Source organism: Rhizobium sp. R339 (assembly GCF_002211395.1).
GTDB lineage: Bacteria > Pseudomonadota > Alphaproteobacteria > Rhizobiales > Rhizobiaceae > Rhizobium.
The window spans coordinates 742,015-762,349 of sequence record NZ_LOKV01000001.1; the positions used below are offsets into that span (position 1 = coordinate 742,015).

The following is a 20,335-nucleotide window of genomic DNA, read 5'->3' on the forward strand; positions in this document are numbered from 1 at the left end:
CTCGTAGGACGAGGCCGGCCACCGGCGCCTGCGGCAGGGATTGGGGCGTATAAGGCTAATCTAAAATATAAACCGCGACCCGCAGCCATCAGATTCCATTACGAAAGTTTAATTTAAATTTCAGTTTCGGTTCATCTTTTCGGCCCTAATTTGCTCCCGTGCCCCCACACAAGGAACCCCCACATGAAAAAGATCTTTGCAGCTCTTCTGTCCGCCTCCTTCCTTCTCTCGCCGATCGTCGCCTCGCAGGCGAGCGCCGATGATTTCCGCCGTCCGCCGGTCGTCGTCCAGAAGAAGGTGATCGTCGAGAAAACGGTCGTGAGGCCGCATTGGAAGAAGGGATACCGCGTCAACGCCGGCGAACGCCGCCGGTTTCACGACGTCAACGACTACCGCCGCTACCGGCTCGCACCTCCGCCGCGCGGCTATCGCTGGGTGCGCGCCGACAACGACTTCCTGCTGATCGGCGTCACCAGCGGCATCATCTCCAGCATCATCGCCGGGCGTTGATGCCAGGATGAGTGAGGGCGGCTTCGGCCGCCCTTTCCGGTTCTGGGAGGGGTGTAGAGACTTCCGCTGGTGACTTGTCTGAAGATACCGTCTGGTGCAGAACGCCGTCTCGATCCGCGTCGTCGCTCTCCCCACGCTCCCTCATTCCTGTGCCCGTCACAGGAATCCAGCCACCGCGCGTCCGCGCGGTGATTGACTCAATGTGATTTTGGAAAAGAGTCTTCCGCGCCCAAAGACTTGGGCGCGCTGGATCCCTGTGACGAGCACAGGGATGAGGGAGCGTGGGGAGCGGCCCGCGCCTAATTCTGCCGCCGTGCAGCCGTCATCCCCTTGGCAATAATACCAAGCAATCCCCTTGGTGTTCTGTGAACCTCACCATTCCCCTCATGCGTCAACGGATGCAGCCCCTCGATCGGCGGCAGGGGATCGCATTCCTCGCAGATGCAGCGGTAGCGCTTGATCGCCGTCGCCTTCATGCGGCCTGCCTGTTCCAGCTGGCGAAAGGATCGGGGAGGTTGCGCCAGCGCTCTGGTGTGAAGGCATCGCTTTCGATCAGACAGGCGTCGAGTTCCTTCCTAATCCAGGACTCGTCCATCGGATCGGCGCCGATGAAGACGATTTCCTGGCGGCGGTCGCCCCAGACGGCGTCGAGATAGGGGCCGATGGCATTGAGGAAGCCCGGTTCCCGCGGCCATTGTTCGCGCGGGACGGAAGCCCACCACAGGCCCATCTTGCCGGTGCGCACGATCGCGCCCGCCTGGCTGATCTCGCCGACATGGTGCGGGCGGGTCGCCAGCCAGAAGAAGCCCTTGGCGCGCACCACGCCCGGCCATGTCCTGTCGAGAAAGGCCTGCAGTTTCGCCGGATGGAAGGGCCGTTTCTCGCGATAGACAAAGGAGCGGATGCCGTATTCCTCGGTCTCCGGCACATGGTCGCGGAAGCCGTGCAGCTCCTTGTACCAGAGCGGATGGGTCTCGGCCTTGTCGATGTCGAAGCGGCCGGTGCCGAGCACCTCCGTCAGCGCCACCTTGCCGAAATCCGCCTCGATCATCTTCGCATCCGGGTTCAGGCCGATGATGATTTTCCGCGCGGCGTCGCGTTCCGCCTTGCTCGCCGTGCCGATCTTGTTCAGCACCACGACATCGGCGAATTCGATCTGCTCGACCAGCAGGTCGACGATCGTTCTGTTGTCGCCGTCACCTGCCGTTTCGCCGCGGTCGGCGAGGAAATCGGCCGAAGCGTAATCGGCAAGCAGATTGGCGGCGTCGACGACGGTCACCATCGTATCGAGCCTTGCGACGTCGGACAGGCTTTCGCCGTTCTCGTCGCGGAATTCGAAGGTGGTGGCGACGGGCAGGGGCTCGGCGATGCCGGTCGATTCGATCAGCAGGTAATCGAAGCGGCCCTGGGCCGCGAGATCGCGTACCTCCTTCAGAAGATCGTCGCGCAGCGTGCAGCAGATGCAGCCATTGGTCATCTCGACCAGCTGTTCCTCGGTGCGCGAAAGATTGGCGCCGCCATCGCGCACCAGCGCGGCGTCGATATTCACCTCGCTCATGTCGTTGACGATGACGGCGACGCGCATGCCCTCGCGATTGGCGAGCACGTGGTTGAGCAGCGTCGTCTTGCCGGCGCCGAGAAAGCCGGAGAGCACCGTGACCGGAAGTCTGTTGTCCATGGGAACCTCATTGATATTAATGTTATATCATTACTTTGATTATGCCGAAAAAGGCGGAACGGGGTCATCCGCCTCTTTCCGCCTCAGCTCTCTCCAGGAGATTGCACGGCAATCATGCGCTGGAGAGGCAGGCCTTCATGCTGTCGGCGATGCCGCGCATGAGGGTGAAGTAGAGATCGGGGCCTGCCGTCAGCGTCGCCGCTTCCGGATCGAGCACGCCCGATTTGGCGCTCGTGCCTTCGATGACGACCTTGACGAGGCGCGGCTCGAATTGCGGCTCGGCAAAGACGCAGGTTGCTCCGAGTTCGCCGACCTTGCGGTGAATTTCCGAGACGCGCTCGGCGCCCGGAATGGTCTCCGGGCTGACGGTGATCGAGCCGGCGACGCGGATGCCGTAGCGGTGCTCGAAATATTGGTAGGCGTCGTGGAAGACCACGAAGGGCTTGTCCTTGACCGGGGCGACTGTGGCGGCAATCTCCTTGTCCAGCGCCGTCAGCCTGTCGTCCAGCGCCTTGGCATTGGCCTGATAGGTCAGCGCATTGGCGGGATCGGCGGCGACCAGAGTCGTGGTGATCACGGCCGCCATCGCCTTGGCATTCATCGGGTCGAGCCAAAGATGCGTGTCGAAGGCGCCGTGCTCGTGCTCATGTTCCTCGTGATCGTCGTGATGGGCGTGCTTGTCCCCATGATCGTGACCATCGTGATGTCCGGAACCGGCGGCTTCATGGTCGCCGTCATCATGCGGCTCGAAGGCGCCGCCTTCGCGGAAGGGCAGCTTGACGAGGCCGGGGGCGTTGTCGAGCTCGACGACGCTCGCATCCGAGCCCAGCGCCTCAAGCGGCTTTTCGAGGAAGGCCTCGAGGCCGGGGCCGGTCCAGAAAACCACCTTGGCCTCCTGCAGCGCCCGCGCATTCGACGGCTTCAGGCTGTAGGTGTGTGGGGAGGCGGCGCCATCGACGATCAGCTCCGGTTCAACGACGCCCTGCATGATCGCCGAAACCAGCGAATGGATCGGCTTGATCGAGGTGACGACGATAGGCGCGTCGGCGGCCCGCATGCTGCCGGCAAAGAGCAGGGCGGGGAACGCCAGGGCTGGAATGGCGAGGACAGCCGGAATTCTGAGGGCCAGGGGTTTCAGGGCCAGTGTTTTGAGGGCAAGGCCCGGGGCGCGTTTCATCATATGCTCCGCTTGAATTGCAGATGTTATGTTATTACATCAATTGCGTTATGCTATAACGTGTGCAATAGCAGGATGCAACAGCGCTGTCGGAAAATTTGATGCTCTCTCCCGCAAATACGAAGGGCGAACGGTTGGTTTCGCTCGACAATGTCGGCGTTCTCAGGAACGGTCGCTGGCTGGTGCGCGGCGTCGAGTTTTCCGTTTCGCGCGGCGAGATCGTCACGCTGATCGGGCCGAACGGCTCCGGCAAATCGACGAGCGCCAAGGCCGCGATCGGCGTGTGGAAGCCGGATGAGGGCAGGGTGGAGCGGATGGCCGGGCTGAAGGTCGGCTATGTCCCGCAGAAGCTTTCGATCGACTGGACGCTGCCGCTGACGGTGCGCCGGCTGATGACGCTGACCGGCCCGCTGCCGCAGCGCGACATGCAGGCGGCGCTCGAAGCCGCCGGCATCGCCCATATGATCGATGCCGAGGTGCAGCATCTCTCCGGCGGCGAGTTCCAGCGGGCGCTGATGGCCCGGGCGATCGCCCGCAAGCCCGATCTGCTGGTGCTGGACGAGCCGGTGCAGGGCGTGGATTTCTCCGGCGAGATCGCGCTCTACGATCTGATCAAATCGATCCGCAACGCCAGCGGCTGCGGCATCCTGCTGATCTCGCACGATCTGCATGTCGTCATGGCCGAGACCGATACGGTGATCTGCCTCAACGGCCATGTCTGCTGCCGCGGCACGCCCGAGGCCGTCAGCCGCAGCCCGGAATATGTGCGCCTCTTCGGCAGCCGCGCGGCCCAGACGCTCGCCGTCTACAGCCACCACCACGACCACACGCATCTGCCGGACGGCCGCGTGCTGCATGCCGATGGCTCCGTGACGGATCATTGCCATCCCGAGGATGGCCATCACGCGCATGGCACCCATGAGCACGCGCATGCAGGCCATGAGCACGCGCATGACCATGCGCGTGATCACGCTCGCGCTCATGATCACGACGATCATCACGGGCATGACCATGCGCACGAACACGCCCATTCCCGCAGCGGGGAGGGCCGCCATGCTTGACGATTTCTTCGTGCGCGCGATCCTTGCCGGCGTCGGGCTGGCGCTGACGACGGGGCCGCTCGGCTGCTTCATCATCTGGCGGCGCATGGCCTATTTCGGCGATACGATCGCCCATTCGGCGCTGCTCGGCGTCGCATTGTCGCTGCTCTTCGAACTCAATCTGACGCTGGCGGTCTTCGCCGTCGCCGCGCTCGTCTCCGTGCTCTTGCTCTTCCTGCAGAAGCGCCAGGCGCTGTCGGCCGATGCGCTGCTCGGCATCCTCTCGCATGCGACGCTGGCGATCGGTCTCGTCATGGTCGCTTTCATGAGCTGGGTCCGGATCGATCTCATCGCCTTCCTGTTCGGCGATATCCTTGCCGTTTCCACCACCGATATCGCGCTGATCTGGGGCGGCGGGCTCTTCGTGCTGGCCGCGATCGCCTGGCTCTGGCGGCCGCTGCTGGCGGCCACCGTCAATGCCGAGCTTGCCGAGGCCGAGGGGCTGCGGCCCGAGCGGGCGCGGCTCTTCTTCATGCTGCTGATGGCCGTCGTCATCGCGATTGCCATGAAGATCGTCGGCATCATGCTGATCACCTCGCTGCTGATCATTCCGGCCGCCGCGGCCCGGCGCTTCTCGGTCACGCCGGAGATCATGGCGGTGCTCGCCTCGCTGATCGGGGCGGCCGCCGTCGTCGGCGGGCTGTTCGGCTCGCTCACCTACGACACGCCGTCCGGCCCCTCGATCGTGGTGGCGGCGCTCGTCCTCTTCATTCTCAGCCTGCTTCCCGTCAGGCGCCGCGCGGTCATGCAAGGACAAGGCTCATGACAACACCGCAACTCACCAAGAACCAGTCGCTTGTTTTCGACGTGCTCGAAAAGGCCGAAGGGCCGCTCAGCGCCTATACGATCCTCGACAAGCTGCGCGACCACGGTTTTCGCGCGCCGCTGCAGGTCTATCGGGCGCTGGAAAAGCTGCTCGAATATGGCGTCGTGCACCGGCTGGAAAGCATCAACTCCTTCGTCGCCTGCGCCCATCCCGGCGATAATTGCCACAGCCACGGCATCGTCGCCTTCGCCATCTGCGAAAGCTGCGGCCAGGTGATGGAATTCCACGACCACGAGGTCGACCACCGGCTGATGGGCTGGGTGCGCGGGCAGAAGTTCAAGCCGGAGAAGACGACGATCGAGATCCGCGGACTCTGCGAGGCCTGTGCTGCGTAGGTGGCCATATCCGATCGGCCGACGGGGTTTCGTTTGGGGGCGCCAACCTCACCGCCCTCATTCCTGTGCCTGTCACAGGAATCCAGCCACCGCGCGTCCGCGCGGTGAATGACTTCTCCCGTAGAAGAGTCTCTCGCGCCCAAGGACTTGGGCGCACTGGATTCCTGTGACGAGCACAGGAATGAGGGTGGGTGGGCTAAGGTCGCCGACAGATTTTCCGTCGGCGAATGGAGATGGTTCTTGCCCTTATAAACTAGACGATCGCCTCGCGCTCGGGCGTACTCGCCGCTGGTAGGCGCGAATTTCGGCGCTATCTCTGCCGCGACGCTGTCGGCAAGCCAGGAGCGCGCCCGTGACCAAGACCGAACTCGAAGACATCTACCGCGGCTACATCGCCTGCCTCAACCGGCAGGACTGGGCGGATCTCGGCCGGTTCGTCGATGACGGCGCTGTCCACAATGGCCGGCGGCTTGGGCTCGAAGGCTACGTCGCCATGCTGGAGCGGGACTTCGATGAGATTCCCGATCTTCGTTTCAATGTGCTGATGCTGGTCTGCGATCCGCCTTATGTTGCCTGCCGGCTCGGCTTTGACTGCCACCCGAAGGCAGGGTTTCTCGGCCTCGATGTCAATGGCAGGCGCATCTCCTTCGCCGAGAACGTGATCTACGAATTTCACGGCGGCAGGATCGTCGAGGTCTGGTCGGTGATCGACAAGACGGCGATTGAGGCCCAGTTGGTGGGTGGGAACTGATGGTCCGTCGCTGGATCAGATGATGGCGGTGCGCTCGCCGAAAGGCGTGTCGTCGTCGAAATTGCGGGTGCCGATCCGTTCGCTTTCGCCTGACAATAGGGGCCGCTCCGCTTGTTCGCCGGCCTGTTCGCCGTCTTCCGGCGCTGCCTGCCTGCGCCGCTTTTGCGCGTTCTCCTCGTCGCCGGCGATCAGATCGGCGTGCGGGATGAGATCGCTTGCGGTTTCCTTCTCCGCAGCCCGCTTCGACGCCAGCTGATCGGCAGTGATCTCTGACTGGCGGGCGGCGATCCAGGCATTGTCGGGTTCGGTTTCGATCGATGTACTGGTGCCGATCCTGGTCGGTTCGGATGCGGCGGTGGAGGTGATGGGGTTGATGGCGTCGACCATGAAATTCTCCTGCCGGCGGTTCGCGGCGACGGCGGTTTCGGCCGCCATGAAGACATATTGGGGCTGACGGGAAAACCGCAAGGGGAGGCGGCCGCCCCTCGATAAGAGCCAAAAACCGGGTGCGGCTGGCCTAAATTCGACGAAGAATTGCATGTCCGATTCGCTGCGTGACGCGTGCAAGATGTAAGAATCAGAAACACTTTGTGACTAAGTCCCTACAAAAGCAGCGTTTTTCGACTTGCGGCGCAAGAAGAGATGACAGATATTGCTCAAATGTTGAGGACCCTGTCATGATCCGAATGATAGAAAACCCGGCCGAGCTCGCCGGCGAAGACATCACTGGCAAATATATTCTCCGCAAGCTCAACTATCATTGGTTCGCTTACGGCAAGGCAGCCATCGTGACCGCCTGCAAGGGAACGATCCTCCATCTCGACCGGGAGGAAACGGTCTATTCCGAGCGCTGGGGCCGTCGCGCCTATACCGGTACCGGCAAGCGTTACCCAGGCGGCATTTGTCCCATTTCGGCGGTCGCCTGTGTCTGCGATACGCCCGACGACGTCAACGCCGTCATTCAGCTGGATGTCGAGGCGCAGGACGAATTCTATCAGCTGATCGCCAAGACCGAAGCCAGGGTTCGTGCACTCGCCGCCTCGTCGGGCGCTACCCAGTTTCTGGAAGCGGCCGAGTAAGCCTGTCATTTTCTGGCATGCTAGCGGCTTGCTGCGCGGCTTTCATCTCCTAAATCCGGCCTAGACTCCGGGCGGCATCTGCCGATAGCAGGGGTGCGTCCGCGGGTGCGGAGAACGGTCATGACGCAGCAGCAGACCCGGTTCGGCCAGGCCGTCGCGCCTTCGCTCGGCTCGCTCGCCATAACGGTCATCATCATGTTCGCCGCGCTGTTCTGGCCGGCCGGCAGGCTCGACTGGCCGCGCGGCTGGATGTTCCTCGGTCTCTTCATCGCGCTGACGGCAGTCGCGATCGTCTGGATCTGGCGTTCGAATCCGGAGCTGTTTGCGGCGCGCAGCCGATATCAGAAGGGCACCAAGCCCTGGGACGCCGTGGTGGCGACGCTGACGATCATCCTCTTCGCCGCCATCCTGCCAGTCGGCGCCTTCGACGACGGGCGCTTCCATTGGGCGCCGCAGCCGGGCTGGGTCGTGCTGGTCGGCTATCTCCTGATGACGGCGGGTTATCTCGGCCTCACCTGGGCGCAATCGGTCAACCGCCATTTCGAGCCGACGGTGCGCATTCAGACCGATCGCGACCATAAGGTGATCGATACCGGCCCCTATGCCGTCATCCGCCACCCGGGCTATGCCTTCGCCATCGTGCTCGCCGCCGGCATGGCGCTGTCGCTTGGCTCGCTCTACGCGCTGATCCCCGCGGGATTGATGGTCGTCGTGCTGGCCGGACGAACGCTCGGGGAGGAGATGGAATTGCGCCGGGGGCTCGAGGGATATGCGGAATATATGGATCGGGTGCGGTGGCGGTGGGTTCCGGGCGTGTGGTGAGGGGTGATTGTGGTATGTCTATGTTGCCCTTCGCTTGGGCTCAGGGCACTCGCTCCTCGCGTCGCTCACCCCCTCATCTGCCTGCCGGCATCGACCTGGGTCGAGCCACGGGTCTCGCCCCGTCCTTCGGACCCCCGCTGGGGAGAAGCGGAATCGCAGCGGCGTCTCGCCCTTCTCGAGCGGATCCTCTGTGACGCGAAGCCCTCGGCTTGCTGCCTCTTCTCCCCAACGGGGAGAAGGTGGCCCGAAGGGTCGGATGAGGGGGTGAGGAGCGAAAGCGACGAGCGCCTTGAGCGGCAAGCGAAAGGCAGATGGAGGATATATTCCCGGAGAGAAACCTCCGCCAGTTCACCCGATCTGCTTCAGATCCCGCGCGAACCGCTGCCAGTTCTTCACATAATTCTCCGCCGAGCGCCTGATGCCCTCGACGGCCTTCTCATCCAGCACCCGCACGACACGCGCCGGCGCCCCGACGATCAGCGAATTGTCGGGAAATTCCTTGCCCTCCGTCACCAGCGCATTGGCGCCGACGAGGCAGTTGTTGCCGATTTTCGCGCCGTTGAGGATGGTCGCGCCCATGCCGATCAGCACGTTGTCGCCGAGCGTGCAGCCGTGCAGGATGGCGTGGTGGCCGATGGTGCAGTTTTCTCCCGTCGTCAGCGGAAAGCCCATGTCGGTATGGGCCATGACGCCTTCCTGGATGTTGGTGCCGGCGCCGATGGTGATCTTCTCATTGTCGCCGCGCAGCACCGAGCCGAACCAGATGCCGACATTCTCGCCGAGTTCGATATCGCCGATGACATGCGCATCCGGCGCGATCCAGTGGAGGCCGGCGGGCGGCAGTTTCGGGGTCAGTCCGCCAAGCGCGTAGATGGGCATGGGCCTCTCCTCAGACGACGTCGACCGACAGCGTCGCCACGCCGTCGATGCCGCAGGTGATGCGGTCGCCCCTCGCAACCGCGCCGACGCCGGCCGGCGTGCCGGTCATGATGACATCGCCGGGCGCTAGCACGAAGAGCTTGGAGAGTTCGGCGATGATCTCCGGCACCTTCCAGATCATCTGGTTGAGGTTGCCGTCCTGCATGCGTTTGCCGTTCTGCTCCAGCCAGATGCGGCCGGCGGCGGGATGGCCGAGGCGGCTTGCCGGCATGATCGCCGAGACCGGGGCGGAATGTTCGAAGGCCTTGGCGAGCTCCCAGGGGCGGCCGAGCTTCTTTGCTTCGCCTTGCAGGTCGCGGCGGGTGAAATCGATGCCGACGGCATAGCCATAGATGCAGTCGAGCGCATTCTCGGCCTTGATGTTCGCGCCGCCCGCCTTCAGCGCCAGCACGCATTCGACCTCGTAATGCACGTCGCTCGACAGCGGCGGATAGGGAAAGCCATTGCCTGCCGGCAGCAGGTTGTCGGCATTCTTCTGGAAGAAGAAGGGCGGCTCGCGCGTCGGGTCATGGCCCATTTCGATCGCATGGTCGGCATAGTTGCGCCCGACGCAATAGACGCGGCGCACCGGAAAACGATCGTCCCGGCCATCCACCGGCAGCAGAACCGGGGCGGGAAGCGGGATGACGGTGGCGAGATCGGACATGGGCGAGCCTTCCTGTTGACGAGTCTTTGGCGCATCTTAGACGCAAAACGGCGGGGCGGGGAAGCATTCTTGCCGGATTGACGCTGCCGTCGCCGGGCGCTACGCTCACCTTCATGAGCCGGAATTTCGCAGTCTCCACGACGTCTACGACCACCGCCTGGCGGTGGGTTACGGACGCGTGAACTGAATTCCGTTCATTCTGCCGAGACCCAACCCGCCGGAAACGAGCGGGTTTTTTGTTGCCGCTCGTCTTCCCATTCGAGGACGAGATCGTGGACGACATCCAGAAACAGATCGTTGCCGAGCGGGCGTTTGCCGCCGCCCGCCGCGCCCTTGCCAGCCGCTATGCCGGGGCCGCCTTCGCCTATGTCTCCGGCTCGATCATGCGCGGCGAGGGCACCGTATTTTCGGACATCGACCTGGTCGTGGTGTTTCCGTCGCTGGAAAGAGCCTGGCGGGAATCCTTCACGGAAGAAGGTTTTCCGGTCGAGGCCTTCGTCCATGATGAAGAGACGCTGGCGCATTATCTTCATGCCGATGCCGAGAGCGGCTATCCCATCATGGTCAATATGGTCGCGACCGGCAGCATCGTCGGGCCGGAGAGCGGTCGCGCGCGCCTGATTCAGGCAAAGGCGGCTGAAGTGCTGGCCGCAGGGCCGAAGCCGCTTGCCGGCGCAAACTACGACATGCTGCGCTATCAGGTCACCGATCTTGCCGATGACCTGCGCGGCGACCGCCCGCCGGAAGAAATCGCCGCCATCGCCGCGGCTCTCCACCAGCAGCTTGCCGACCTGATACTGCTCGGGCGCGGCGCATGGACCGGCCGCGGCAAATGGGCACCGCGCCTGTTGCGCAGGCTCGATGTGCAATTGGCGGACGATTTCGACGCTGCGTTCAGGCTGGCGGCGCAGGGCGATGGCGGCCGGCTCCTCGCATTGGCCGACCGCGAGCTCGCTTCGCACGGCGGCCGCCGTTTCGACGGCTTCAGGCAGGAGGCTCCGCTGGAGGCGCGGCGACGGGAATAGCCAGGCCGCCAGGGCGCCGGCGCCCAAGGGAGCCTCAGAGGAGCGTTGGAGGATGCCGCGCCCATGCAGAGGCGTCGGAGAATGGCGCTGTACCTTTAGCGGGCGGACAAGACCTCGCATCTGGGCAAGCACAGGGCACCTGCCGCCGGATCACCCCGGACGGTCGGCGCCATTGCAATAAGCTGCCGGTTGGGTAAGGTGAATTGTAATATTATTAAAACCAAAGGATGAAAGAAGAATGCCGGGCTCGCGATTTTTCAGAGCAAACCATATTCTCATTTCCCTATTTTCCGTAGCTTGGTCTGTCCGGATGCGTGACTACCCAGGATGGTGTCCAAGTCTCCACGGATCATAGTCGCGCCGTGAGTGGAGAGCGGACAAAAATGGGCCAGTCTTACAATTTGAATGCAGACTGTACCGCTGCGACAATGCCGAGCATAAAGCTGGTGCAGCCCCCCGCGCATGGATCGGTGGAATTCGTCAGCGAAGAGATCTTCTCACATTATCCGACAGGCGCCCCTCAGATCAGGTGCAACTCCCGGAAATCGCCTGGCGTGTCCGAATATTATACTTCCAGTAGCGGATACTCCGGAAAGGATATGTATAAGGTGAGGGTGTCCTACGGCGAAGGAACGATCAAGGACGTGACGGTCAATATCAATGTAAGGAAGAAATAGAGTAGGCGGCCGTCGTCGAAATTATTTCCAGCCGGTCATTCCTTGATAAGCGAGGCGATAGCGCATCCGTGGCGCACTGTCGCCCTCCAGTCTAACCGAGAGCGCCTTGCTCGGCGCAAATCCTGTCGATCAGGGCATCGAGCTCGCCCCTCGGCGGCCGGCTTTTGGCTAGGCGCTGCTTGAGGTGCATGATCGAGTCGGCGAGGATTTCGTCGAGGCTTTCGGCGCAGGTGAAGTCGCCTGCGACGCGCTTGACCTTGGAATTGTCGAAGATGGCGGTCCAGGCCTTGTCGCCGAGGAGCGGGCCGATCCATTCCTCGTTGTAGCGGATCAGCGTGTCGGTCGGCACATGGACGATCTTCGCCTCGACGCCGAGCAGCCTTGCGATCGTCTTCTGGATATCGTCCCAGATATGGGCGCGGTCGGAGGTGATGTGGAAAATCTCCTTCAGCGCCGCCTGCTTGCCGAACAGGCCGACGAAAGGCACGGCGAAATCGACCGAGCGGGTGAGCGTCCAGGGCGTGTGGCCGTCGCCCGCCACGATGATGGGCTCGCCGTCCAGCATGCGCCTTGCCATGATATCGCTGTCGCCCATCATGATCGGCAGGCCGGTGCGCACGGTGTGGCTGGGGCGGACGATCGTCCAGGCAAGATTGCCGGACGTCTTCAGCAACTCCTCGCAGGCAATCTTGGCCTGGCTATAGGGCCAGTAGGGATTGATCGCCGGCGTCTCCTCGGTGATCACGTAGTGACGCGGCGGCTTTTCATAGACCGAGGCCGAGGAGATGAAGATGTACTGGCCACAATGGCTCGAAAAGACCTCGATATCGCGGGCGACCTGATCGGGCGTGAAGGCGATGAACTGGCAGACGACGTCATATCCGGCCCTGGCGAGATCGGCGTAGGCGCTCGATCCCAATTCGCCGACGATCGAGGTGACACCGGCGGGCAGGGCGGCATCTCTCAAGCCCCGATTGTAGACGCTGACATGGTGGCCCGCGGCGACGGCGCGTTCGACGCAAGGATAGGAAATCTGGCCGGTGCCGCCAATGAAAAGAACGTTCAAAGCCATGGGGGTGACCTCGGGGTCTATGGGCGGGGACTGAGATCACCCTTCATAGCGCGAAAGACTGTCATCGTCTTGCGCAAATCTTGCGCATCGCCGAGATCTTGAACGGCCCGCATGCAGGTCCGGCGGCGGCAAGTTTGCCGCCGCAAGAACCGGATAGCGCCTATGCATGTGCCTTGCGACGGGCTGCGACGGCAAGCCAGATCGAGGAGAGCAGGAAGTAGAATGCGCCGAAGCCCGCATAGGGCACGATGTCGAGGATCGTCGGCGTGGCGGAACCGAGCGATCGGCCGATCATGAAGCCGCCGGCAAGGGCGGATTGCGCGCCGCTCAGCATCATCACCCACTGGGCGCCTTCGGTGCGCCAGCGCCTCACGCCGGTATAGAGCTGCAACAGGCCCGAGAGGATGGCCCAGGCCCCGAAGACGGCGAGGACGGCATGGGTGCTCATACCAAGCGCGATGATGACGGCGAGCGCCGTGACCGTGCTGACCGCGACATTCAGCGTCTGCGACGGATTGGCCCGCAGGCCGCCATTGACCCGGGCGTCGACCAGATTGGCGAGCGCATCCCACAAGGGATAGATCACCAGCAGGAAGCCCGCGGCGCCCGCCTGCCCGGCAAGGAAAATGGCGGCGGCAATCCAGACGAGCGAGAATGCGGCGCGGGTGAAATAATAGGATCGCAGCCAGTCGGACTGATTTGAAGATTGATTTTGCATCAGCTGGTTCCTTGTTTTGGCTACCTACTAGTAGGAAGGCCAGGAGAAGGAGTCAATGCGTTTCCCGGACACCATCTTGTGACGGGAGAGCGAAGCGCCAGGACTTGACAATCTCCCTACCGGAAGGTAGGCGGCGCTATGAAATCAACGGCTTCGACCTCTGAGAAGATCCTCGATATCGCCCAGTCGCTCATCGTGGCGGGCGGTTATAACGGCTTCAGCTATGCCGACATCTCGGATGCGATCGGCATTCGCAAGGCGAGCATCCACCATCATTTCCCTGCCAAGGCCGAGCTGGTCGCGGTGCTGGTCGATCGCTACACCAAGCAGGCGCAGGCGGGTTTGCAGTCGCTGCGCGAACAGGCCGCAAGCCCTGCCGATCAGCTGCAATTCTACATCGACTACTGGCGTTCCTGCATCGAAAACGCCTCGCAGCCCTTCTGCGTCTGCGCCATGCTCGCCAGCGAAATGCAGATGCTGCCCGATGAGGTCGCATTGCGCGTGCGCGCCCATTTCCGCAATCTGGCGGCATGGCTGACCTCGGTGCTGCAGACCGGCCTGGAGCAGGGCCTGTTCCGGCTGGACAAGCGGCCGGAAGAGCAGGCCCAGATGCTGATGGCCTCGGTCCATGGGGCGATGCTGTCGGCCAGGGCTCTCGGCGATCCCGCATTGTTTATCGCGGTGGTTGGGCCCGAGATTGCGAGGCTGCGGGCCGCATAGCGATCTCCTCCCGACAATCTGGCGGATGCCGCGGCGAGGCCCAAGAGAGCCTCACCATGAGTAGGGGCTTCGAAGGACGAGGCTGGCGCGCTGTCGGTTGATGGATGCAAGGGGCAATGTTGCGGCGTGTCCTTCGAGGCTTCGGCCTATGGCCTGCGCACCTCAGGATGAGGGAGGTTAGAGTGTGCCGCGCGATAGTAGCGGCGTTGGAGGATGCTGCGCCGATGACAACGGGCGTTGTAGGATGCCGCCAGCGCTCAAGAGAGCCTCATCCTGAGGTGCCCCGCAGGGGCCTCGAAGGGCGAGGCGGGTGCGCTGGCGGTTTATGATTGCAAGGAGCAGCGGCTGCGGCGTGTCCTTCGAGGCTCCGGCCTTCGGCCTGCGCGCCTCTGGATGAGGAGCGTTGGAGCGTGCCGCGCTCAACTCATGTGGCGACAAATTGCTGCGCCGTCATTCCCCACCTTCTGTCAGTCCATCCCGCACAACGGCGTAATAGCCCCCAAGCTCGGGTATGTCAGCAGCCAGCCCGTCAAAGACCGGATCCGATGGCGCCAGCGTCCCGGCATATTTCGCCTCGATGAAGGCCTGGTGGGCGGCCAGCGCTGCGGCGTTGGCCTTGTGCACGACGGTGAAGATGGGCGAGGGGACGGTGCGGCCTTTGACGATGATGCGGTCGAGTTCGACGGTGGTGTAGTTGGCGGCCACCAGCCTTGCGGTTTCCTCGCCGAGCAGCAGCGCCACGCCGTAATTCTTCGAGGCGCCTTCGAGGCGGGAGGCGAGGTTGACGCTGTCGCCGAGGCAGGAATAGTCGAAGCGGCGGGTCGAGCCCATGTTGCCGACGATGCATTCGCCGGTGTTGATGCCGACGCCCATCTTCAGGACGTGCGGCTTGCGGCCGAGGGCTGCCGCCTCCCTTTCCAGCTGGGTGTTCAGCCTCGAAATCGCCGCCTGCATGGCAAGCGAGGCGCGCACGGCGTGGAGCGCGTGGTCGGGATCGTCGAGCGGCGCGTTCCAGAAGGCCATGATGCAGTCGCCCATATATTTGTCGATCGTGCCGCCGTGATCCATCACCACGTCGGAGAGCGGCGTCAGCAGCCGGTTGATCAGGCCGGTCAGCTGCTCCGGATCGTCCTTCAGCGTCTCGGCGATGGTGGTGAAGCCCCGCACATCAGAGAACAGCACCGAGAGCGTGCGCCGCTCGCCGCCGAGCTTCAGCTGCGAGGGGTCGTTCGACAGGCGCTTGACGAGATCGGGCGAGATATATTGGGCGAAGGCGCGGGTGATCTGGCGCTTGTTGCGGCGCTCTTCGGCAAAATCGAAAGCGGCCTGGCCGAAGACGACGGAGATATAGGCGACGGTCGGGCCGAGCGGCGAGACGAAGACATGGGCAAGCCGGATGCCGGCGGCACTGACGGCCGCAAACGCGAGGAGGGCCGCGGCGCTGGTGACGGTCGTCAGCCATCCCGTCGAGCGCCAGACGGTGGTGGCCGCCAGCAGCACCGATATCAGGATGCAGGCGGCGACCGTCGGCAGCCGGGCCTCGGCGATCGACAGGCCGCGGCGGATATTGTCGTAGATCGTGGCCTGGATTTCGACGCCGGAGACGAGCTTGCCGGTATGCACCGTATAGGGCGTCGCAAAGGCGTCGACGCCGCCCTTGTCGATCGCCGGCGCATTCTGCAGGCTGAGGCCGACGAGCACCACACGGTCCTTGAAATAATCCGGCGGCAGCAGGCCCTTCGGGTCGAGCGCCTGGTAATAGGAGACGGTGGGATAGCTGCGGGCCGGGCCGAAGGACTGGGTGAGCTGGCCGGCCGGCAGGGCTTCGGGAGCCACGCCGGCGGCCTTGGCTAGCATGGCGGCAAAGCCGTCCTCATAGCCTGGAATGCGCCGGAAGATGCCGTCGCCGCTGAGATCGATCGAGGCGATGCCGGTCACGGCGCCTGCTTCCGTCAGCTGCGGCAGCGGTGTCGCGCGGATCAGCTGCGAGGCCTGCGGCGTCTCGATCAGCGTTTCGTCGCCGGCCAGCACGATATCGGGGCCGACGGCCCTGGTGATCGCCGCGTCATTATCCGGGTTCGAGGGCTCGGCCATGATGATGTCGAGGCCGATGACGCGGGCGCCGGCGGCGCGCAGCTGGCTGATGAGCTCGGCATGCAGGCTGCGCGGCCAGGGCCATTGCGCGTTGATATCGGCCAGCGAGGGTTCGTCGATCGCAACGATGACGGGGCCGCCGGGCGGCGGGCGGGGGTCGTCGACGGTCGAGAGATAGTCGAAGCTTCTGAGCTCCAGCAGCGACCAGGCGGGCAGGCGCGACAGCAGCGAGATGGCGATCAGCGTCGTCAGCGACAGCACCAGGAGCCTGAGATGGCGGCTGCCGGTCTGCCTAACCTGCCGGGGTTTCTCCTGCGCCCGCATCAGAAGCGGACTTTGAGCGTGCCCTTGAACGCGCGGCCCCAGCCGGGCACGCCGGGCGTGATCTCGAACTCCTCGTCGAGCAGGTTGTAGGCGGCCGCCTCCAGCTCGATGCGCTTGTCGAACGGCTCCCAGACGAGGTGGGCGTCGAGGCTCCAGTAATCGTCGAGCTTGGTGCCGAGGTCGTCGCCGTCGCGCTCGCCGATGTAATTGGCCGCCACCGTCGCCTTGACCTTGGCTTCGTTGACCCAGGTCAGCGCGATCTGGCCGGAATTCTTCGGAATATAGGGAAGGGAGCCGCCGTAGTTCGGCTCCAGCGGATCCTTGTTCTCGGATTCCATATAGGCATAGGTGGCGGAAAGGCCGAAACCATGACCGAGCACGACGTTGGCGGTGATGGCGGCGCGATCGAGGCTGCCGCGCGACAGTGGCAGACTGTCCGATGAAGGCAGCGAGATCAGCGGCAGGTCGATCGAGAAATCATGCAGGTCCTGGTGCTGGTATTCGACCGAGGTGAAGAAGCGGTCGGTCCATTCAGCATCCCATTGCAATGCGACCGTATCGGTATAGCCGTCAATGCCGACCGCGAACTGGTTCGACTGCAGGCCGAGGATGCCGATCGGGGCAAGGGTGGGAACGCCGGTATCAACGCCCTGGCGCATGAAAGCGGCGCGCAGCCAGTGGTTTTCGACGGGCGACCAGGCAAGGCCGACGCGCGGCTCGAGCCGGTTGACATCGATGCCGCCACCGCTCATCTGCGTGCCGAACAGCGCATATTCGGCCTTCAGATCAGGCGTGATCTCGTGCAGCACGTCGATATAGGCACGGGCGATGTCGACGCGATTGTCGGCTTCCGTCGGCCCAAGAGTAACCCCCGGCAGGAGAACCGGAAAGATTTCTTCGAGATTGAAATAGCTGCTGTTCTGCGCGTCGATCCAGCCGCCCTCGATGCCGTAGCGGAAGGTCAAGGGCCCGGCAGCGATATTGTGGTTGAGCGCTGCGACATAGGTTTTCGAGCTTAGTTCCTCGACCGTTTGCCCGAAGGGACGGATGTCGGTGCCAGGACCACCGAGGATCGGGACTCTCTCCCAGTCGAATCGCAGGTCGGTCGTCGTCTCCGTTCTTGCTGCGGAATAGAGCAGTGCCGCGTTCAGTACATTTTCGTAGCCGAATGTATGGCTCCAGCCAATGCCGGCATTGGTTGTCGTGCCTATATCTCGCCGGTTCAGGTAAAGCGGCAAGTCATCAGGTGCCGCGAGACCGCCGGGGCCGAAAATGGGTCGGAACAGCCCGGCATTCAAAAGTGTGGACAGCTGAGAGTTCTCGCTCAGAGTATCCAGGTTGTAATCACGTCTGCCGCTGTTGACATAAGCGACGACGCGATCATCCGGCGTGATCGTCGCAGTGAGATAGCCGTTGCCGCCAAGGATCTTGTTGTCGGTGGAGAAGCCGCCGAAGTCCGTATAATTGCCGTCGCGGGCAATCTCCTCCCAATTGAGGTTGCCGTAAAAGCTGATCGGGATCGTCTCGTTGGAATAGCCCTGGATTTCGGCCTCGCCGATACGTCTCGTATGGCCGTCGACACTGTTGATGCCGCCGCCGAGCGAGCCTTCGATGAAGGGCACGTCGAACAGCGTTGCCGAACGCGAACGGCCCGACAGCATGTGCGGAGAGAGCAGCAGGCCCTGGATGAAGGATGAGTAGCTCGAGGCGTTGCCGCGGTTCTGGATGATATTGTCGTCGCTGAAGCTGGTCGCGTTGACGAAAGGAAAGATGCTGCCCTTGATCGATTGGTCGATATAACCGGTGCCCTTGAAGGGATCGAAGACGGCATCGCCGTAATAGCGGCCCCAGGCATCCAGACCCTGCAGGCGGAAGGCGTTGTTGAGCGTCGAACCGGCGCTCGCATTGGCGCCGAGCGAGCCGTAATCGCCGCCGCGGGCGCGCGAACGGCGCAGATATTCCTGAGCGTTGCGGATCGCGCCGTCGGCGTCGTAATCGTCGATATCGACCGCAGTACGGAAGGCCGAGATTGCCGGGTCGTTGTCGTCGAGCCGGTCGGCATTGTCGAGCGCCTGCTGGGAAGGGATGCGGTCGCCTTTTTCGTAATGGGCGGCGGCGAGCATCAACTGCGACTGCGAATGGCCGGGATTGGCGGTGCTGGCGGCCAGCAGGTCCTGCAGCGCCTTTTCGCGCTCGCCGGTTTGCAGGTAATAGCGGCCGCGGGCGAGCAGAGCGAGATCGAAGGAGGGATCGAGGGCAATCGCGGTGTCGATCTCGCGCTTGGCTTCCTTCATCCGCCCCTGGTCGAGATAGAGGATCGAGAGGTTTGCGCGCAGCAGCGGGTCCTGCGGATCGAGTTCGATCGCCTTCTTGAAGGCCTTTTCCGCTTCGCCATTGGCATCGCGCGAACTCTGCAGCAGGCCGAGCGAATTCAGCGTGCCCGATGCGCCGGGAGCAAGTGCGATGGCGCGGTTCAAATCGGCGAGCGCCCCGTCAATGTCGCTTTCATAGGTCGCCCTGTAGCCGGCACGGGCCGACAGAGCCATGGGATGATCCGGGTCGAGCGACAGCGAGCGCTCTATCGCTTCCTTCATCTGCTCGCGGTCATCGGTGAGTTCCGCCAGCTGGGCGCGAATCGCCGGCAGGGTCGGATCGTCGGGATAGCGCTGCTCGGCTTTCTTGATGATCTCGATCGCTGCGCGCGGGTCCTTCAGGAAGCCCGTCGTATAGGCCTGCATGATCGCGCCATAGGGGCCGGTGGTATTGGCCGGCGGCGGTTCGGCATGGGCGGGATCGGCGAGCGAGCGGGCGAAATAGCCGCCATATTGCGCCATGTTGCGACGTGTCGGGTCGAGATGCGGCAAAGCCTTCTGGAACAGCCTGGCGGCATCGGAATAGCGCTTCTCCGAGCCGGCGATGGTGGCGTCGATCAGATCGACGCGCGCCTGCTGGGCCGCCGTCAGTTTGCGACCGCGGATCTTCTGCAAGGTTGCGGCCGCGGCTTGGCGGCCGTCGAAGGCGCTCTGCACTTCGGCGAGCTCCAGCCAGTCCTCGGTCGTGCGCCTCTCCGGCGGCAGCGCCAGCAGGCGGCGGCGCTCCGTGGCCATGCGGTCGGCCCGCAGCGGCGAGGTCGGCATCAGGTCGAAGCCGTCGCGCAGGTCGAGATAGAACAGCATCTGTTCGCGGTCGTCGGGATTGACGCTGATGATCTTGGTCGGCGCCTGGCCGATGGTGGCGACGGCCCCTTCGCCTTCGCTCACCTCGACGCTGCCCTGCGGATTGGAGAGCGCCACGCGGCCTTCCAGCACGATCATCGAGGTCTTGGCGCCTTCGACCGTCATCGTCCAGTCGGTGCCGCGGATGGCGGCGGCCGCCGCAGGCGTCTCGATCGTCAGGCCCTGGCCGCCGCGCTCGGCGCGCGCCCAGATCGTGCCGGACTGCAGATTGAGGATCGTATCGCCGCTCGCCGCCATCTTCTTGACCTGCAGCGAGGAATTGCGCCCGAGGCGGACCTGGGTGTGATCGGAAAAGACGATGGCGAGCTGGCCGTTGGCATTGGTGCGCAGCACGTCGCCGGTCAGAAGATCCTGGTTGATGTCGACGACGCGCCAATCCGACACGTCGATGAAACGGACTTCCTCGCCGGTCTTGCGGGCGATGACGGAGCCGGCGACCGGCGTTGCGCGCGGCACGGGATCGGCCATCGCCGGCAGCCCGAAACCGGGCACTGCAAACGCCAGCGCCACCCCGACGCGACAGATGTTACTGGAATAACCGCGCATGACTCCGCCCCATACCCCGCTTCCCCTTTGTCCGTGTAGAGTGGAAAAGTCAAGCATGTT

General features: G+C 63.5%; 19 protein-coding genes. 9 read left to right on the forward strand and 10 right to left on the reverse strand.

What is annotated here, in order from left to right; all coding sequences use genetic code 11:
* The first annotated feature begins 183 nt into the window (after window positions 1–183).
* Entirely contained in the window at window positions 184–510 is a 327-nt protein-coding gene (locus ATY76_RS03605) for an RcnB family protein (protein ID WP_088673383.1), read from the forward strand.
* Window positions 511–809: 299 nt separating this feature from the next.
* On the opposite strand, the gene ATY76_RS33580 is transcribed toward ATY76_RS03605, so the two are convergent.
* The 3 genes from ATY76_RS33580 to znuA all read right to left on the reverse strand — a co-directional run bounded on the left by ATY76_RS33580 (window position 810) and on the right by znuA (window position 3,365).
* Entirely contained in the window at window positions 810–986 is a 177-nt protein-coding gene (locus ATY76_RS33580) for a hypothetical protein (protein WP_190233576.1), read from the reverse strand.
* Window positions 983–2,188, reverse strand: coding sequence for a zinc metallochaperone GTPase ZigA (gene zigA / locus ATY76_RS03610; protein WP_088673384.1), 1,206 nt, complete (start codon window positions 2,186–2,188; stop codon window positions 983–985). The genes ATY76_RS33580 and zigA overlap by 4 nt, the downstream gene beginning before the upstream one ends.
* Before the next feature lie 112 nt (window positions 2,189–2,300).
* Window positions 2,301–3,365 carry a zinc ABC transporter substrate-binding protein ZnuA gene (gene znuA / locus ATY76_RS03615; protein ID WP_088673385.1) on the reverse strand — a complete coding sequence of 355 codons (1,065 nt, stop codon included), beginning with the start codon at window positions 3,363–3,365 and terminating at the stop codon, window positions 2,301–2,303.
* A 101-nt stretch (window positions 3,366–3,466) separates the two neighbouring features.
* On the opposite strand from znuA, the gene ATY76_RS03620 reads away from it, so the two are divergent.
* The 4 genes from ATY76_RS03620 (at window position 3,467) to ATY76_RS03635 (ending at window position 6,377) form a co-directional block, all read left to right on the forward strand.
* Window positions 3,467–4,426: a metal ABC transporter ATP-binding protein gene (locus ATY76_RS03620; protein WP_088673386.1), complete on the forward strand. Its 960-nt coding sequence runs from the start codon at window positions 3,467–3,469 to the stop codon at window positions 4,424–4,426.
* A complete protein-coding gene (znuB, locus tag ATY76_RS03625) occupies window positions 4,419–5,231 on the forward strand; it encodes a zinc ABC transporter permease subunit ZnuB (RefSeq protein ID WP_088673387.1) in 813 nt (270 codons plus the stop codon). The genes ATY76_RS03620 and znuB overlap by 8 nt, the downstream gene beginning before the upstream one ends.
* Window positions 5,228–5,626, forward strand: coding sequence for a Fur family transcriptional regulator (locus ATY76_RS03630; RefSeq protein ID WP_088673388.1), 399 nt, complete (start codon window positions 5,228–5,230; stop codon window positions 5,624–5,626). The genes znuB and ATY76_RS03630 overlap by 4 nt, the downstream gene beginning before the upstream one ends.
* Window positions 5,627–5,978: 352 nt before the next feature.
* Window positions 5,979–6,377, forward strand: a complete 399-nt coding sequence (locus ATY76_RS03635) for an ester cyclase (protein ID WP_088673389.1) — start codon at window positions 5,979–5,981, stop codon at window positions 6,375–6,377.
* A gap of 15 nt (window positions 6,378–6,392) precedes the next feature.
* On the opposite strand, the gene ATY76_RS03640 is transcribed toward ATY76_RS03635, so the two are convergent.
* Window positions 6,393–6,764: a hypothetical protein gene (locus tag ATY76_RS03640; RefSeq protein ID WP_088673747.1), complete on the reverse strand. Its 372-nt coding sequence runs from the start codon at window positions 6,762–6,764 to the stop codon at window positions 6,393–6,395.
* A 290-nt stretch (window positions 6,765–7,054) separates the two neighbouring features.
* Here ATY76_RS03640 and ATY76_RS03645 point away from each other — a divergent pair, with 290 nt between their 5' ends.
* Together ATY76_RS03645 and ATY76_RS03650 are read left to right on the forward strand one after the other, a co-directional pair.
* Window positions 7,055–7,456: a hypothetical protein gene (locus ATY76_RS03645; protein ID WP_088673390.1), complete on the forward strand. Its 402-nt coding sequence runs from the start codon at window positions 7,055–7,057 to the stop codon at window positions 7,454–7,456.
* A gap of 120 nt (window positions 7,457–7,576) precedes the next feature.
* Window positions 7,577–8,278 (forward strand): isoprenylcysteine carboxylmethyltransferase family protein, encoded by a 702-nt coding sequence (locus ATY76_RS03650; protein WP_088673391.1) that lies wholly within the window; start codon window positions 7,577–7,579, stop codon window positions 8,276–8,278.
* Window positions 8,279–8,626: 348 nt separating this feature from the next.
* Here the strand turns inward: ATY76_RS03650 and ATY76_RS03655 are convergent, their stop codons facing one another.
* A complete protein-coding gene (locus ATY76_RS03655; RefSeq protein ID WP_088673392.1) occupies window positions 8,627–9,157 on the reverse strand; it encodes a gamma carbonic anhydrase family protein in 531 nt (176 codons plus the stop codon).
* A gap of 10 nt (window positions 9,158–9,167) precedes the next feature.
* Complete coding sequence (locus ATY76_RS03660) at window positions 9,168–9,863, reverse strand: fumarylacetoacetate hydrolase family protein (RefSeq protein WP_088673393.1); 696 nt, start codon at window positions 9,861–9,863, stop codon at window positions 9,168–9,170.
* Between the two features lie 272 nt (window positions 9,864–10,135).
* On the opposite strand from ATY76_RS03660, the gene ATY76_RS03665 reads away from it, so the two are divergent.
* Entirely contained in the window at window positions 10,136–10,888 is a 753-nt protein-coding gene (locus ATY76_RS03665) for a nucleotidyltransferase domain-containing protein (RefSeq protein WP_088673748.1), read from the forward strand.
* A 768-nt stretch (window positions 10,889–11,656) separates the two neighbouring features.
* Here the strand turns inward: ATY76_RS03665 and ATY76_RS03675 are convergent.
* The gene (locus tag ATY76_RS03675; protein WP_088673395.1) at window positions 11,657–12,637 is read right to left on the reverse strand and encodes an SDR family oxidoreductase; all 981 of its coding nucleotides are present in this window, start codon (window positions 12,635–12,637) and stop codon (window positions 11,657–11,659) included.
* 160 nt (window positions 12,638–12,797) lie between these two features.
* Window positions 12,798–13,355 (reverse strand): DUF308 domain-containing protein, encoded by a 558-nt coding sequence (locus ATY76_RS03680; RefSeq protein WP_088673396.1) that lies wholly within the window; start codon window positions 13,353–13,355, stop codon window positions 12,798–12,800.
* A gap of 138 nt (window positions 13,356–13,493) precedes the next feature.
* Between ATY76_RS03680 and ATY76_RS03685 the strand changes: the two genes are divergently transcribed.
* On the forward strand, window positions 13,494–14,075 hold the full coding sequence (locus tag ATY76_RS03685) for a TetR/AcrR family transcriptional regulator (protein ID WP_088673397.1): 582 nt from the start codon (window positions 13,494–13,496) through the stop codon (window positions 14,073–14,075).
* A 450-nt stretch (window positions 14,076–14,525) separates the two neighbouring features.
* On the opposite strand, the gene ATY76_RS03690 is transcribed toward ATY76_RS03685, so the two are convergent.
* Both ATY76_RS03690 and ATY76_RS03695 read right to left on the reverse strand, forming a co-directional pair.
* Complete coding sequence (locus ATY76_RS03690; RefSeq protein ID WP_088673398.1) at window positions 14,526–16,493, reverse strand: adenylate/guanylate cyclase domain-containing protein; 1,968 nt, start codon at window positions 16,491–16,493, stop codon at window positions 14,526–14,528.
* The gene (locus ATY76_RS03695; protein ID WP_088673399.1) at window positions 16,493–20,275 is read right to left on the reverse strand and encodes a FecR domain-containing protein; all 3,783 of its coding nucleotides are present in this window, start codon (window positions 20,273–20,275) and stop codon (window positions 16,493–16,495) included. The genes ATY76_RS03690 and ATY76_RS03695 overlap by 1 nt, the downstream gene beginning before the upstream one ends.
* Window positions 20,276–20,335: the final 60 nt, after the last annotated feature.